Source organism: Chryseobacterium sp. MHB01 (assembly GCF_034651565.1).
Classification (GTDB): domain Bacteria; phylum Bacteroidota; class Bacteroidia; order Flavobacteriales; family Weeksellaceae; genus Chryseobacterium; species Chryseobacterium nepalense.
Genome location: NZ_JAYEDA010000004.1, coordinates 201,616 through 214,798, shown reverse-complemented (window position 1 = coordinate 214,798; position 13,183 = coordinate 201,616). Strand labels below are relative to the sequence as shown.

Below are 13,183 nucleotides of genomic sequence, written 5' to 3'. Positions count from 1 at the left end.
AAAGCAAATAAAAATTGCCGGCATTCCTGCAGGCAATCTTAACACTTCATCACACTATGTACGGGTTTCCGTATATTTTTTTAATTCACTTTGATTATGTACTAAATTTACAAATTACAAACAAATTGAATCTTGATCTATGGTAAGTAATTACCTGAAGTTGTACAATTTTCTTATTTTTGATTGATGATCCTTTATTATGAATGAAGTTTTTAAACAACAGGTCTGGGAAATTTCAAAACTAGTTCCCAAAGGAAGAGTAACAAGTTACGGAGCTATAGCGAAAGCTGTAGGTTTTCCCAATCATTCACGGCATGTGGGCAAAGCCATGGGAGGATGTCCACCGGATGTTCCTGCCCATCGTGTGATTTCAAGTTCAGGAACTTTGTCGGTCCCTGAATTTCAGCAAAGACTCGAAGCGGAAGGAATTGTTGTCGAAAATTTCAGGATTAAAGATTTTAAAAAATTGTTCTGGGACCCGATGAAGGAATTGTAAGATAGAAATTTCGTTAAAAAGTTTCGGCGGAGCCTTTGGCTCCGCCGAAACTTTTGTATTTCCGGGGCGACTTTGTCGCCCCGGAACCAGTATAAATCATTGTATTATTTTTCCAGCTGCTTATAGCTTCTTTGAATAAAATCTGTCAGTTCTTTTCCTTTTAATAAATTCTGAGAAAGTTTGGCCAGATCCAAAGCATGCTGAATCAGTCCGCTTTTTTCTTCTGTATTTTCTGCTTTCAGAATTTGATCCGCGAATTCACTATTGGAGTTCACTACCAGATTGTACATTTCCGGGAAGCCGCCCATGCCGAACATACCGCCGCCGCCCGTTGCCTGCATATCCTTCATCCTTCTCATGAATTCCGGCTGTGTTATCGTAAATGGCGCATCTGTGCTGTCCAAATCTTCAAGCTGAACAGTGAATTTTTTATCATTGATCGATTCTTCAACATATTTCTTTAATGATTCTTTTTCAGTTTCATTCAATTTAGAAATAACAGGCTCATCTTTTTTGATTAAATTATTAATATGATCTGCGTCAACCCTCGCAAATGAAATCTTCTCTTTTGACGTTTCAAGCTTCTGGATCACATGCGGAATGATCGGAGAGTCTAAAAGAAGGACTTCATATCCTTTATCTTTTGCTGCCTGAATATAGCTGTGCTGTTCATCTGCATTAGAAGCGTAAAGAACGATGAGATTACCGTCTTTATCGGTTTGATTAGGCTTGATTTTTTCTTCTAATTCACTCCAAAGGAAATATTTTCCGTCCGTTGTAGGGTAGAGCGTAAATTTATCAGACTTTTCTGCAAATTTTTCTTCTGTTACAATTCCATACTCGATAACAACTTTGATGTCATTCCATTTCTTTTCATAATCTTCACGGTTTTCATTGATGAGAGAAGACATTTTGTCGGCTACTTTCTTGGTGATGTATGAAGAAATTTTCTTTACCGCACCGTCTGCCTGCAGGTATGAACGAGAAACATTCAACGGAATATCCGGAGAATCAATTACTCCACGAAGAAGCATTAAGAAATCCGGAACAATTCCTTTTACCTCATCCGTTACAAAAACCTGGTTCTGGTACAGCTGGATTTTATCTTTTTCAATATTTAAATTGTTATTTAATTTAGGGAAGAATAAAATTCCGGTCAGGTTGAACGGATAATCGACATTTAAGTGGATATTAAACAATGGTTCTTCAAACTGCATCGGATACAATTCATGATAGAATTTCATGTAATCCTCATTAGTCAGTTCACTTGGAGCGATTGTCCATGCCGGAGTCGGATTGTTGATGATATTGTCAACTTCTTCTGTCTCTGCAACAGCATCTTCAGGAGCATTTTCCGGTAAAGGCAATGTGTGTGTTTTTGTTCCGAATTTAATAGGAACAGGCATGAATTTGTTATATTTTAATAATAATTCACGAATCTTACCTTCTTCTAAAAACTCTGTTGAGTCTTCAGCAATATGAAGAATGATTTCTGTACCTCTTTCAGTTTTGTCAGCTGTTTCTTCTAAAGTGAATTCCGGACTGCCGTCGCAGATCCATCGAACTGCAGGTTCATCTTTGTAGGATTTCGTTATAATTTCAACTTTTTCGGCAACCATAAACGCAGAATAAAATCCAAGCCCGAAATGCCCGATAATTCCGGCATCTTTTGCAGTGTCCTTGTATTTTTCTAAAAATTCCTCAGCTCCGGAAAAGGCTACCTGGTTGATGTATTTTTCAACTTCTTCGCCTGTCATCCCGATTCCCTGATCGATAATGTGAAGAATCTTGTTTTCTTTATCGATCTTTACTTCAATTTTCGGATTTCCGTATTCAACTTTTGCTTCTCCGATGCTTGTCAGGTGTTTTAGTTTTAAGGTGGCATCTGTTGCATTGGAAATTAACTCTCTTAAGAAGATTTCGTGGTCACTGTAAAGAAATTTTTTAATTAAGGGAAAAATATTTTCCACCGATACATTAATATTTCCTTTAGTCATAATATTTAGTTTTAATTTTTTGTATTCTTTCTCAAAAAAAATACCGTTCGACAGAAAGTGACATTTTGGCATTAAATTAAAGTAAAGTAAAGTAAAGTAAAGTAAAGTAAAGTGAAGTGAGATGTTAGAAGTAAGAAGTTAAAAGCATAATTTGATTTTGCGATTATAATTTTTTTTGATAACAATAAAAAAGACAGCCTTTTCAGACTGTCTTCGATATTTTTAAAAACTAAAAAATTTATTTGTTTTTCAATTCTTCCTTGATTTTATTTTCAAGTTCTTCAGCAAGTTCAGGATTGTCTTTCAACACATCTTTTACCGCATCACGGCCTTGTCCGAGCTTTGTATCTTCATAGCTGAACCATGATCCGCTTTTCTTAACAATTCCCTGTTCTACAGCCTGATCAAGAATTTCCCCTGTTTTAGAAACTCCTTCACCATACATAATGTCGAATTCTGCCTGTTTGAAAGGTGGTGCTACTTTGTTTTTCACAATTTTTACTTTTACACGGCTTCCGATAGCTTCGTCACCTTGTTTGATTGGTGCACTTGCTTTTCTGATATCCACTCTTACAGAAGCATAAAATTTCAAAGCGTTACCTCCGGTTGTCGTTTCAGGATTCCCAAACATCACCCCGATTTTTTCTCTCAGCTGGTTAATGAAAATTACCGTACATTTTGTTCTGGAAATCGTCGCTGTTAATTTTCTCAAAGCCTGAGACATTAATCTTGCGTGAAGACCCATTTTAGAATCTCCCATTTCTCCTTCAATTTCAGCCTTTGGGGTAAGAGCTGCTACAGAGTCAATAACCACAATGTCAATTGCTCCGGAACGGATCAGATTATCAGCAATTTCCAAAGCCTGCTCCCCGTTGTCCGGCTGTGAAATGATCAGGTTTTCAAGATCGATACCCAGTTTTCCGGCATATCCTCTGTCAAAAGCATGCTCTGCATCAATAAATGCGGCAATTCCTCCTGCTTTCTGAGCTTCTGCAATCGCATGAAGAGTTAATGTTGTTTTACCGGAAGATTCAGGACCATAGATCTCAATGATTCTTCCTCTCGGGTAGCCACCCACTCCTAAAGCAATGTCTAATCCCAAAGATCCGGAAGGAATTACTTCAATGGTACTGTCCACAGAGCTGTCGCCCAATGTCATTACCGTTCCTTTTCCGTATGTTTTATCTAGCTTGTCAAGCACCAGTGCCAGTGCTTTTTTCTTGTCGTCTATATTACTCATCTGTTGTTTAAATAATTTATCAAAAATACAAAAAATTATAGTCAAAAACTAATATTGCATACCATTAAAACCAGTTTTTATAGTTAAAAAAAATGATAAAATTTTAACACAGTAATTCATTTTTCAATTTCCGGATAAAGTTGGTTTTTTTATCTTTTCATGTATGAATCATCAAGACTATCAGGTGTTTACTAATGGAAAACTGAATTGTCGGTAATCCTGAGATAATCTTTCAATACTTTCATCTGGTCTTTATTTCCTTTTCGGATTCGTAGTTCCCGGCTCACTATTCTATTGTAAATTTTGTTGATCATTTTTTTTGCAAACGGAAATGCTTTTCTGCCGTTTACTTCCGGAATCTGGAGTCTTTTGCAAACCTCGTCGTCCAATAAAAACCAGGTGCAGCAAATATGTAAATAACGTAGATTTTTTCTTTGAAATTCGTACTTTAAGATAGGATTTTCAAGCGATTCATTTAATAAAGAATGAGCAAGCAGAACCGAATCTTTATCCGCCGGCGGCTGAATAGAAGTCCATATATAGAAAAATTCAGTAGCCTGTTTTTTATTGTCCGGTAATAGTTTTTCAGGGATTCCCAGAAGGTATCCTACATATTTCCAAAGATGAAAAAGGCCTTGTTCTTCCTGTGCAGAATAAGCATTGCCCAGCTTATGAAGACTATGAAGAAAAACCAGGCTGAATCCAATATACGTGGCCATCATATCCCAGGAGTTGATGGGTTCTCCCCAATTTTCCGTGTCCCAATCTTTATAATTTTTTCTGATGGAAAGTCTTGCGTAAGAGTGAATCATTCTTGTTTTAATCGCAAACTCATAGCCTTTATGATGGAGTTCCAGTGCATCGTACCGGGTAACATTTACCCAGAAATCCAATGTTTCGGAAAGTCTTTTAACAGCACCTTTCTTTAAAGCTTCGGTTATGATAAGCGGTTTGTTAAGATAAGCAAAATCATATCCTCCCATCAGGCAATAATCCCGAAGTGAAATCAGGGAATCCAGGTTAGCCCTCATGCAGAGCTCTGCGCCGCTTTTTAATAAACCATAATCCAGCCATTCCGGAATAGTTTGCGTTTGCAAAAACATTTGTTTGATGCTTTGTGGAGTGTTTTCGTCTTCCGAAATGCCATTTCGAATATACTGCTCCATTTCCTTTGAGGCTTCGCGAAAGTTTTTAGTGAAATAAATATCTTTTACAACTTGATCTCCTGTTTCGTCCACATGATAAAAATAAGATGAGAATTCTTCGAAATCTTTAAAACTTACTTCTGCACCGGAAAAATCAATCAGCTGCTTTCCGTTGCCTTTTGTCCAGAAGTCTTTAAAATGTGGATGATCTTTGAACCTGGGCTGTAAAATAGTGTTTTTCATTATAAATAAAAGTACAAGTTTTACGCCGAAAAAAGAAGCTGAAATTTGTCAGCTGCACTGGATTAAAAATACTACAAAAGGGTAATTTCTTGATGTTGATGGATTTTGAAAATTTGTATAAAAATTATTAGTCATGAAAACAAAAATTTTATTGCTGTTGCTTCTTGTTTTGGGAGCAGAAACATTTGGGCAAATTGCGGTTACTGATAACACGATAACCATTGATATGAATCAAAGAGTTGATTCAGTTGAAGTTTTAATAAAAAAAGGAAAATATTCCCTACAAACTGAAGGAAGTTATAAAAGTATTATCATTAATAAGGAAGCAGTTTTATATCCCGAACTCTCAACTGATTTAAAGAGTGATAAAGAATCAAATCATTTAATAAACAGTCTAAATGGAGTCAAGTTGAAATTTGGAAGTAATACAGAATATACAATTTTGACAACCCATGATAGTATTCCGAAAGTTAGAAAATATATTTTAAGAAGCCGGTCAGACTGGAGCTGGAGTATAACATTTGGTGCGAATACGATCTTTTATACCAATCGCAGTAAATTTATATCGCAAAAGGCAGATGATGGCAATAACAAAGTGAATAAGGTAAATGATCAAAAACATATTGAATTGATGCCTGCTATTATGTTTACTTTTATCAATAATCACGAAAATATATCTCCGGGTTTTACCGGAGGTTTAGGAGTTAACTTTGAAGAAATTTCAGTTTTTTTAGGACCTTCATTAGGCATCGGACAAAATATTATTTTGACGGGGGGTGTAGCCGTCCATAAACAGATGCGGCCCAGTTCGAATTATTTTATAGGACAAACCATTGATAGTTCTGTAACCAACGATAATTTAAATGAATCACAATACCGCATTAATCCATTTATTGGAATTTCTTTCAGATTAGATAAAAACCCATTTAAAAATTAACAAAAAAACCTTCCCGTCGGGAAGGTTTATATTACTCATTGCTGATTGCTCATTACTTATTACAAAGAAGCAGCATGTACCAGCATATCTACCAATTTGTTTGAGTAACCCATTTCGTTGTCATACCAAGAAACAAGTTTTACAAAGTTTGGAGAAAGCATGATACCGGCATCTTTATCGAAGATTGAAGTTCTCTTATCTCCTACGAAATCCTGAGAAACAACAGCATCTTCAGTGTATCCTAAAATACCTTTCAATTCACCTTCAGAAGCAGCTTTGATTGCAGCACAGATCTCATCGTAAGAAGTCGCTTTTTCTAATCTTACCGTTAAATCCACAACAGAAACATCAACAGTTGGTACTCTGAAAGACATCCCTGTTAATTTTCCGTTTAATGATGGAATTACTTTTCCTACCGCTTTTGCAGCACCAGTAGAAGAAGGAATAATGTTATTTAAAGCAGCTCTACCACCTCTCCAGTCTTTCATGGAAGGACCGTCAACTGTTTTTTGAGTTGCCGTTGTAGCGTGTACGGTAGTCATCAAACCTTCTACGATTCCAAAGTTATCGTGTATTACTTTAGCCAAAGGTGCTAAACAGTTTGTTGTACAAGAAGCGTTTGATAAAATTTTGATATCGTCAGTAAGCTCAGTGTGGTTTACGCCCATTACGAACATTGGCGTATCATCTTTAGAAGGAGCAGAAAGGATTACTTTTTTAGCTCCTGCGTTGATGTGCTTTGCAGCATTTTCTTTATCTAAGAATAAACCTGTAGATTCAACGATATAATCGGCACCGATTTCGTTCCATTTTAAGTTGTTCGGGTCTCTCTCGGCAGTTACTCTGATTCTTTTTCCGTTTACCACAAGGTCATTTCCCTCAACGGAAACTTCACCCGGGAAAATACCGTGTACAGAATCATATTTTAACATGTAAGCCATGTATTCTGCGTTGATCAGGTCGTTGATTCCTACCACTTCAATGTTATCTCTTTCTGTCATTGCTCTGAAAACAAGACGTCCGATTCTACCAAACCCGTTGATACCTACTTTAATTGTTGACATAATAGTTTGTTTTAAATTATATTAAAATATTAGATTGCTAAAATTTTCGAAATCAAAAGAAGATCTTTATTGATTTCATTGTGTTTTTTAATGGCTTCTTCAATCGGTGTGTATACCAGATCATTAGAACGCATTCCGGCCATGACGTTGGTTTTTCCTTCCATTAATCCCGTTACCGCGCCGTAGCCCAGTCTGCTTGCCAAAACCCTGTCTGCACAGCTTGGAGAACCTCCTCTCTGCATGTGTCCCAGAATAGCCACGCGAATATCGTAATCCGGAAAATCCTTCTTTGTTTTTTCTGCCAGTTCGTAAACATTTGCCAGTTTTTCACCTTCTGCTACTACCACAATACTAGAAGCTTTTCCCGTTTTTTCAGCATTTCTGAAATTGGTGAACAGTTCATCAATACTGTCTTTTCTTTCAGGGATTAAAATATCCAGAGCTCCTGTTGCCAGTCCGCTGTTCAGCGCAATAAATCCGGCATCACGGCCCATTACTTCCACAAAGAAAACTCTGTTGTGGGATGTCGCCGTATCACGGATTTTGTCAATAGCATCCATAGCTGTATTTAAGGCGGTATCATAGCCAATCGTATTATCGGTTCCGAAAATATCATTGTCAATAGTGCCCGGAATACCAATTACCCTGATCCCGAATTCTTCATTAAAGATTTTGGCCCCTGTAAAAGTTCCGTCTCCGCCGATACATACCAATCCGTCAATGCCAAGTCTCACACAGTGGTCATACGCTTTCTGGCGGCCTTCTTTGGTTTTAAACTCCATGGATCTGGCAGATTTCAGAATGGTTCCGCCCTGGTTGATTATATTTTTTACGGAACGGGGACCCATCTTGAGAAAATCTCCGTTTATAAGGCCGTTGTAGCCTTCTCTTACTCCGTAGCATTCGATATCATAATAATTTGCGGTTCGCACTACCGCCCTCAATGCTGCATTCATACCCGGAGCATCACCCCCTGAGGTAAGAACTGCAATTTTTTTTACAGCACTCTCTTTCATCTAGTAAAAAGTTTCGAACACAAATTTACAAAAACAAGTTCAGATAATAACAGTAACTTGAGAAGAGTTTTGAATATAAATTATTTAAATCGTCTAAAACGTGAATGTTTGAAAATACCTGCAAAAGTGTTAAGATGAAGCATTTCTGCAGAAAATGTGATTTACCATTTTTCCGTTAAATATTTCCAGTACCGTTTAGGAACATGCTGAAGATGCAGTTTTAAATTTTTTCTTTCAACAATATTGGTTTTTATAAAATACCGCTGCCACAACGTCTGGTAATTTTTTTCCTGATCATGAAATTTCTGTTCATATTTATTGAGGTCAATTTTTTCATCGGGATAAAAAAAGTCGCAGGTTTCCAGATCATAGAGGAGTCCGTAGTTTCTGCGTAAATCGTAGATCATCCATTTCTGATCCTGGTAACGGTCTTTAAAATGTTTCCTGATCAGCGGAAGTACATTGAAATCGGGGTCTATTTTAGCAAAAAACACATCATCCTGCATTTTTTCAAATCGTACAAAAGCAGTCATTCTGTGTCGTTCCCGACTTACGGATTTACAAATTTTAGATATTTTTAAGATGGCTTCATCAGCATAATTCTGAAGAATATTTTCATCCGGATGTTTGATAGACTGTTTTACGGCCGATAAAATAAGCTGTTCTGCTTCCGGATCTTCGGAAAGATATACTTTAAGTAATTCGTGAATACCCTGTTTGCCAATATTTTTTTCAAGTTTATTTAAAACTCTTTCAGATTTATCATTTTGTGTAATTACTTCGTGAATTTCAGCAAAAATATTTTCCTGATGAAACCTTTCCCTGCTGATTATTTCCACATCCTTATAGCGGTACTCAAAAACCTCAAATACTGCGGTAAAAAGTCCGTCGAAACTGCCATCGTAGAGTAGGGTAGTCATTTTTAATGTAACAATCTGGTAATTTAATAATGTAATAATTTGGAAATGTATATGTAATCTGAAAACAAGGTTTAAAAATAATTAGGAACATCCCTGCTTCCATGCAATATTCTTACAATACGTATATATTTATCCAAAACTCTATAGAAAATAATATGATTATCTTTCGGGAAACTATATAAACCTTCTTTTATTTCATTTCGTGCTTTGCCTGATTCTGGATGTAAGACTAAAATTTGAAAAACTTCTTCGATCTCCAAAAGATATTTTTCAGCCTGATCAAAACCAAAATTATTTAATGTATAATCAAAAATATCTTCCAAATCTTTATCCGCTGCTTCGGATAAGATGTAATTTTCAGGCATTATTTTTTCTTCTTAGATTCAATAATATCCTTTACAGATCGGGAACTGTTGTTATGCCAGCCCTTTTCAATTTCGGCTTTCAGCTCTTCAATGATTCGATGACGATAGACCTCATGAAGCCGTAATGCATCCCGCACTACTTCACTTGCATTTTGAAAATCTCCTGATTTTATCTGCTCTGCAATATAGTCTTCCTGTTTTTTTGTAAAACTGACATTCATTATTATTTCTTTTCAATAAAATTACAGATTATATCTATATTTAGCAAATATGGACTATGTTAATATCGATTAATTGTTAATAAATTGAAAGTTGAGTTATTGAAAGCTTTAAAACAAAGTCAATTGCTGCGAAAACTGATTATGAAACTTAGAAGAACTTCCGCCAATTAATAATTTTCTAAAATTTTTATCTGTTAAATATTTCAGATAAGCATTTCCTGCATTGAAATCAATAAAATACCGGGCGCGGTTAACCGCTGCACCCAGTTTGCTGAGATGATCCATCGTAAGAACCTGGAAACGTCTTGCACTAACAATTTTTTTTGCTGTTTTTACACCAATCCCCGGAATTCTTAAAATCATCTGGTAATCAGCAGTCTGGAGATTTACCGGAAACTGATCAAGATGTCTAAGCGCCCAGCTCATTTTCGGATCCATTTCAAGATCGAGGAAAGGCATGTTCGGATCAAGGATCTCTTCTGCTTTGAAGCCATAGAACCGCATCAGCCAATCCGATTGATAAAGCCTGTTTTCACGAAGCATAGGAACTTCTGTCGTTAAAGAAGGGAGCCGTTTATCTTCCAAAACCGGAACATATCCCGAATAATACACTCTTTTCAGATTAAAATTTTTATAGAAATGATCCGCTACTTTAATAATCTGAAGATCGTTTTCATTGGTTGCCCCCACAATCATTTGGGTAGACTGTCCCGCAGGAGCAAATTTCGGAACTTTTCTGAAAATCTTCTTTTCATCTTTATACTGGGCAATTCCGTTTTGGATATATTTCATCGGATTCAGCATATCCTGACGGTTTTTTTCAGGAGCGAGAAGTTTTAGTCCGCTTTCCGTGGGGATTTCAAGATTAATGGATAATCGGTCTGCATACAATGCGGCTTCCTGCATCAGCTCATCACTTGCCCCGGGAATAGATTTTAAATGAATATAACCGTTGAAATTTTCTTCAAGACGAAGCTTTTTAGCTACTCTCACCAGACGTTCCATCGTGGTGTCTGCATTTTTGAAAATCCCTGAGCTAAGAAACAACCCTTCGATATAATTTCTTCTGTAAAAATTAATGGTAAGATCAACTACTTCTTCTACCGTAAAAGCTGCTCTTTTAATATCATTGGAACTTCTGGAAACACAATAGGCACAATCATAAATACAATGATTGGTAAGCAGAATTTTTAAAAGTGAAACACAACGACCGTCTTCGGTATAAGTATGGCAGATCCCACTTACGGAACTGTCTCCTAAAGCACCTTTTTTATTTTTTCTCGTACCTCCGCTTGAGGAGCAGGATACATCGTATTTCGCTGCGTCAGCAAGGATTTCAAGCTTTTCTTTCAGGCGGTCAAAATTCATATTGTTAATTGATTATCTTAAAGTTGAATAAGATGAATGGTTCAAATTTAGCTCCAAAATTGATAAATATCAATCTTTTTCGATTGAAGTTATCAACAACGGAAAGTTACAAAATCACTATATTTACATTTCTTTAAAGATATACTATGAATCATCAACCGGTTGAAGGTTTTTCCAAACTTTCTAAACAGCGAAAAATCGATTGGCTTATCTCAGAATACCTTAGTGACGATCGCAGTTACGAACAGATTTTACAGCAATACTGGAACAATAATGCCGAAATTCAGAAACTCCATGAAGAATTTTCTGAAAATACCATTTCCAACTTTTATATGCCATACGGAATAGCCCCGAATTTTCTGATTGACGGAAAATTGCTGGCTTTGCCTATGGCTGTTGAAGAAAGTTCTGTGGTAGCGGCAGCATCTAAAGCAGCAAAATTCTGGATTGATAAAGGTGGCTTTAAAACAACCATTATCAACACCGAAAAACTTGGCCATACGCACTTTATATTTAACGTAGAATCCCATAAATTATTACATTTTTTCAACTTTAGGTTAAAGAAAAAACTTTTTGAAACTACGGAAGATATTACCGCGAATATGCGGAAACGCGGCGGCGGAATTTTAGATATCAAATTAATTGATAAAACCTCCGAAATGCCAAATTATTACCAGTTAAAGGCCAGCTTTGATACGGTAGACTCCATGGGCGCGAATTTTATCAATTCCTGCCTGGAGCAATTCGGAAAGACCTTGAAGCAGGAGGTTGCAGAAAATGAAGATTTTACCCGGGAAGAAAAAGATTCATTACAGATTGTGATGAATATTCTTTCCAATTTTACACCCGACTGTATCGTAAGAGCTGAGGTGTCATGCAGGATTGATGAACTGAAAGATGACAGTGGAATTTCCAACGAAGAATTTGCATGGAAGTTCAAACAGGCGGTTACGATTGCTGAAATTGAACCTTTCCGCGCTACCACCCACAATAAAGGAATCATGAACGGGGTAGATGCAGTAGTTATTGCGACAGGAAATGACTTTAGAGCAACGGAAGCCTGTGCACACGCTTATGCTGCGAGAAACGGGAAATATTCTTCTTTAACGCATTGTACAACAGATAACGGAATCTTCCGGTTCTGGATTGATCTTCCTATTTCGGTGGGAGTTGTAGGCGGCCTTACGAATCTTCATCCTTTGGTAAAATTTTCTTTTGCTTTGTTAGGAAAACCTTCTGCGCAGGAATTAATGAGTATTTTGGCGGTATCCGGACTGGCACAGAACTTCGGAGCATTACGTTCTCTGATCACCACGGGAATTCAGAAAGGACATATGAAAATGCACTTGCTGAATATTCTTAATCAAATGGGAGCTACAGAACAAGAAAAGCAGTATTTTGTTACCTATTTCAAAGATAAAACGGTAAGCCATCACGAGGTGATCTCTGAATTTAACAGGTTGAGAGCACAATAATGTTTGGAATTATTGTCTCTGCATTGATGCTGGCTTTCGGAATATTTCTGAAAGTAACCAAAAATCCAGGTTTTGCCCAAAATAAAAAGTTTGCCTGGATTTTTATAGGAATCGGACTCGTGTCATTAATATTCAAAATTTTAAATTATAAATGAAAACAATAACATTAATTTTTGGAGCGGTATACGGTATGCTGTCCGTAATTTTAGGAGCCTTTGGAGCACACGCTCTAAAGAAAATCCTTTCTGTGGAAAGACTGGAAAGTTTTGAAACAGGGGTACGTTATCAAATGTACGCTGCCTTTTTCCTGTTAATTGCCGGTTACATTTTAAAATTTGAAACGAAAACCGAAAACTGGATTTCCTGGCTGATGATTTTCGGTACTATGCTTTTCTCATTTAGTATTTACGGTTTGAGCATGCAGGATTATTTCGGGATGAATCTTAAATTTCTTGGACCCATCACCCCGCTTGGAGGTCTTTTGATGATCCTGAGCTGGACGCTTCTTATTTTTTATTTTGCTAAAAACAGAATATAATTATAAATTATTAAGGTTTTCGACAGGCTCATATGCGGATAATTTGAATTATGGCGCGAGCGAAGCGAGCGTCGAAACGTGTAGTATTAGCAGTGTCATGCTGAGCCTGTCGAAGCATCTCAATACAATCTTAAGAAACGATGCTTTTTGTTTTTGAA

14 protein-coding genes are annotated in these 13,183 nt (G+C 36.7%); 5 read left to right on the top strand and 9 right to left on the bottom strand.

Going from position 1 to position 13,183, the window contains the following annotated elements; all coding sequences use genetic code 11:
* The first annotated feature begins 199 nt into the window (after positions 1-199).
* Positions 200-496, top strand: a complete 297-nt coding sequence (locus U9K52_RS09040) for an MGMT family protein (protein ID WP_248394895.1) — start codon at positions 200-202, stop codon at positions 494-496.
* Positions 497-600: 104 nt separating this feature from the next.
* Here the strand turns inward: U9K52_RS09040 and htpG are convergent, their stop codons facing one another.
* From htpG to U9K52_RS09025, 3 genes are all read right to left on the bottom strand, one after another.
* Entirely contained in the window at positions 601-2,493 is a 1,893-nt protein-coding gene (htpG, locus tag U9K52_RS09035; RefSeq protein WP_322926067.1) for a molecular chaperone HtpG, read from the bottom strand.
* Positions 2,494-2,731: 238 nt separating this feature from the next.
* Positions 2,732-3,733, bottom strand: a complete 1,002-nt coding sequence (gene recA, locus U9K52_RS09030) for a recombinase RecA (RefSeq protein WP_248394893.1) — start codon at positions 3,731-3,733, stop codon at positions 2,732-2,734.
* A gap of 191 nt (positions 3,734-3,924) precedes the next feature.
* Positions 3,925-5,121 carry an oxygenase MpaB family protein gene (locus U9K52_RS09025; protein WP_322926066.1) on the bottom strand — a complete coding sequence of 399 codons (1,197 nt, stop codon included), beginning with the start codon at positions 5,119-5,121 and terminating at the stop codon, positions 3,925-3,927.
* Between the two features lie 133 nt (positions 5,122-5,254).
* On the opposite strand from U9K52_RS09025, the gene U9K52_RS09020 reads away from it, so the two are divergent.
* Positions 5,255-6,058: a hypothetical protein gene (locus U9K52_RS09020; RefSeq protein WP_322926065.1), complete on the top strand. Its 804-nt coding sequence runs from the start codon at positions 5,255-5,257 to the stop codon at positions 6,056-6,058.
* Positions 6,059-6,117: 59 nt separating this feature from the next.
* On the opposite strand, the gene gap is transcribed toward U9K52_RS09020, so the two are convergent.
* From gap to U9K52_RS08990, 6 genes are all read right to left on the bottom strand, one after another.
* Entirely contained in the window at positions 6,118-7,122 is a 1,005-nt protein-coding gene (gene gap / locus U9K52_RS09015; RefSeq protein ID WP_248394890.1) for a type I glyceraldehyde-3-phosphate dehydrogenase, read from the bottom strand.
* 29 nt (positions 7,123-7,151) lie between these two features.
* The gene (gene pfkA, locus U9K52_RS09010) at positions 7,152-8,138 is read right to left on the bottom strand and encodes a 6-phosphofructokinase (RefSeq protein WP_248394889.1); all 987 of its coding nucleotides are present in this window, start codon (positions 8,136-8,138) and stop codon (positions 7,152-7,154) included.
* 161 nt (positions 8,139-8,299) lie between these two features.
* Positions 8,300-9,058, bottom strand: a complete 759-nt coding sequence (locus U9K52_RS09005) for a TIGR03915 family putative DNA repair protein (protein WP_263602295.1) — start codon at positions 9,056-9,058, stop codon at positions 8,300-8,302.
* Positions 9,059-9,129: 71 nt separating this feature from the next.
* Positions 9,130-9,423: a type II toxin-antitoxin system RelE/ParE family toxin gene (locus U9K52_RS09000; protein WP_322926064.1), complete on the bottom strand. Its 294-nt coding sequence runs from the start codon at positions 9,421-9,423 to the stop codon at positions 9,130-9,132.
* On the bottom strand, positions 9,423-9,644 hold the full coding sequence (locus U9K52_RS08995; RefSeq protein ID WP_263602297.1) for a type II toxin-antitoxin system ParD family antitoxin: 222 nt from the start codon (positions 9,642-9,644) through the stop codon (positions 9,423-9,425). The genes U9K52_RS09000 and U9K52_RS08995 overlap by 1 nt, the downstream gene beginning before the upstream one ends.
* A 108-nt stretch (positions 9,645-9,752) precedes the next feature.
* Positions 9,753-11,012: a putative DNA modification/repair radical SAM protein gene (locus U9K52_RS08990; protein ID WP_248394887.1), complete on the bottom strand. Its 1,260-nt coding sequence runs from the start codon at positions 11,010-11,012 to the stop codon at positions 9,753-9,755.
* A 146-nt stretch (positions 11,013-11,158) separates the two neighbouring features.
* On the opposite strand from U9K52_RS08990, the gene U9K52_RS08985 reads away from it, so the two are divergent.
* The 3 genes from U9K52_RS08985 to U9K52_RS08975 are packed head-to-tail and all read left to right on the top strand — an operon-like array spanning position 11,159 to position 13,025.
* A complete protein-coding gene (locus U9K52_RS08985; protein WP_322926063.1) occupies positions 11,159-12,487 on the top strand; it encodes a hydroxymethylglutaryl-CoA reductase, degradative in 1,329 nt (442 codons plus the stop codon).
* Positions 12,487-12,642, top strand: a complete 156-nt coding sequence (locus U9K52_RS08980) for a hypothetical protein (protein WP_263602299.1) — start codon at positions 12,487-12,489, stop codon at positions 12,640-12,642. The genes U9K52_RS08985 and U9K52_RS08980 overlap by 1 nt, the downstream gene beginning before the upstream one ends.
* A complete protein-coding gene (locus U9K52_RS08975) occupies positions 12,639-13,025 on the top strand; it encodes a DUF423 domain-containing protein (RefSeq protein WP_248394885.1) in 387 nt (128 codons plus the stop codon). Before U9K52_RS08980 ends, U9K52_RS08975 begins: the two co-directional genes overlap by 4 nt.
* Positions 13,026-13,183 lie beyond the last annotated feature (158 nt).

Coding starts and splice junctions, on each gene's coding strand:
- U9K52_RS09025 (WP_322926066.1), bottom strand. CDS start 5,121: ATGAAAAACACTATTTTACAGCCCAGGTTCAAAGATCATCCACATTTT.
- gap (WP_248394890.1), bottom strand. CDS start 7,122: ATGTCAACAATTAAAGTAGGTATCAACGGGTTTGGTAGAATCGGACGT.
- pfkA (WP_248394889.1), bottom strand. CDS start 8,138: ATGAAAGAGAGTGCTGTAAAAAAAATTGCAGTTCTTACCTCAGGGGGT.
- U9K52_RS08990 (WP_248394887.1), bottom strand. CDS start 11,012: ATGAATTTTGACCGCCTGAAAGAAAAGCTTGAAATCCTTGCTGACGCA.
- U9K52_RS08980 (WP_263602299.1), top strand. CDS start 12,487: ATGTTTGGAATTATTGTCTCTGCATTGATGCTGGCTTTCGGAATATTT.
- U9K52_RS09005 (WP_263602295.1), bottom strand. CDS start 9,058: ATGACTACCCTACTCTACGATGGCAGTTTCGACGGACTTTTTACCGCA.
- U9K52_RS09000 (WP_322926064.1), bottom strand. CDS start 9,423: ATGCCTGAAAATTACATCTTATCCGAAGCAGCGGATAAAGATTTGGAA.
- recA (WP_248394893.1), bottom strand. CDS start 3,733: ATGAGTAATATAGACGACAAGAAAAAAGCACTGGCACTGGTGCTTGAC.
- U9K52_RS08995 (WP_263602297.1), bottom strand. CDS start 9,644: ATGAATGTCAGTTTTACAAAAAAACAGGAAGACTATATTGCAGAGCAG.
- U9K52_RS08975 (WP_248394885.1), top strand. CDS start 12,639: ATGAAAACAATAACATTAATTTTTGGAGCGGTATACGGTATGCTGTCC.
- htpG (WP_322926067.1), bottom strand. CDS start 2,493: ATGACTAAAGGAAATATTAATGTATCGGTGGAAAATATTTTTCCCTTA.
- U9K52_RS09040 (WP_248394895.1), top strand. CDS start 200: ATGAATGAAGTTTTTAAACAACAGGTCTGGGAAATTTCAAAACTAGTT.
- U9K52_RS09020 (WP_322926065.1), top strand. CDS start 5,255: ATGAAAACAAAAATTTTATTGCTGTTGCTTCTTGTTTTGGGAGCAGAA.
- U9K52_RS08985 (WP_322926063.1), top strand. CDS start 11,159: ATGAATCATCAACCGGTTGAAGGTTTTTCCAAACTTTCTAAACAGCGA.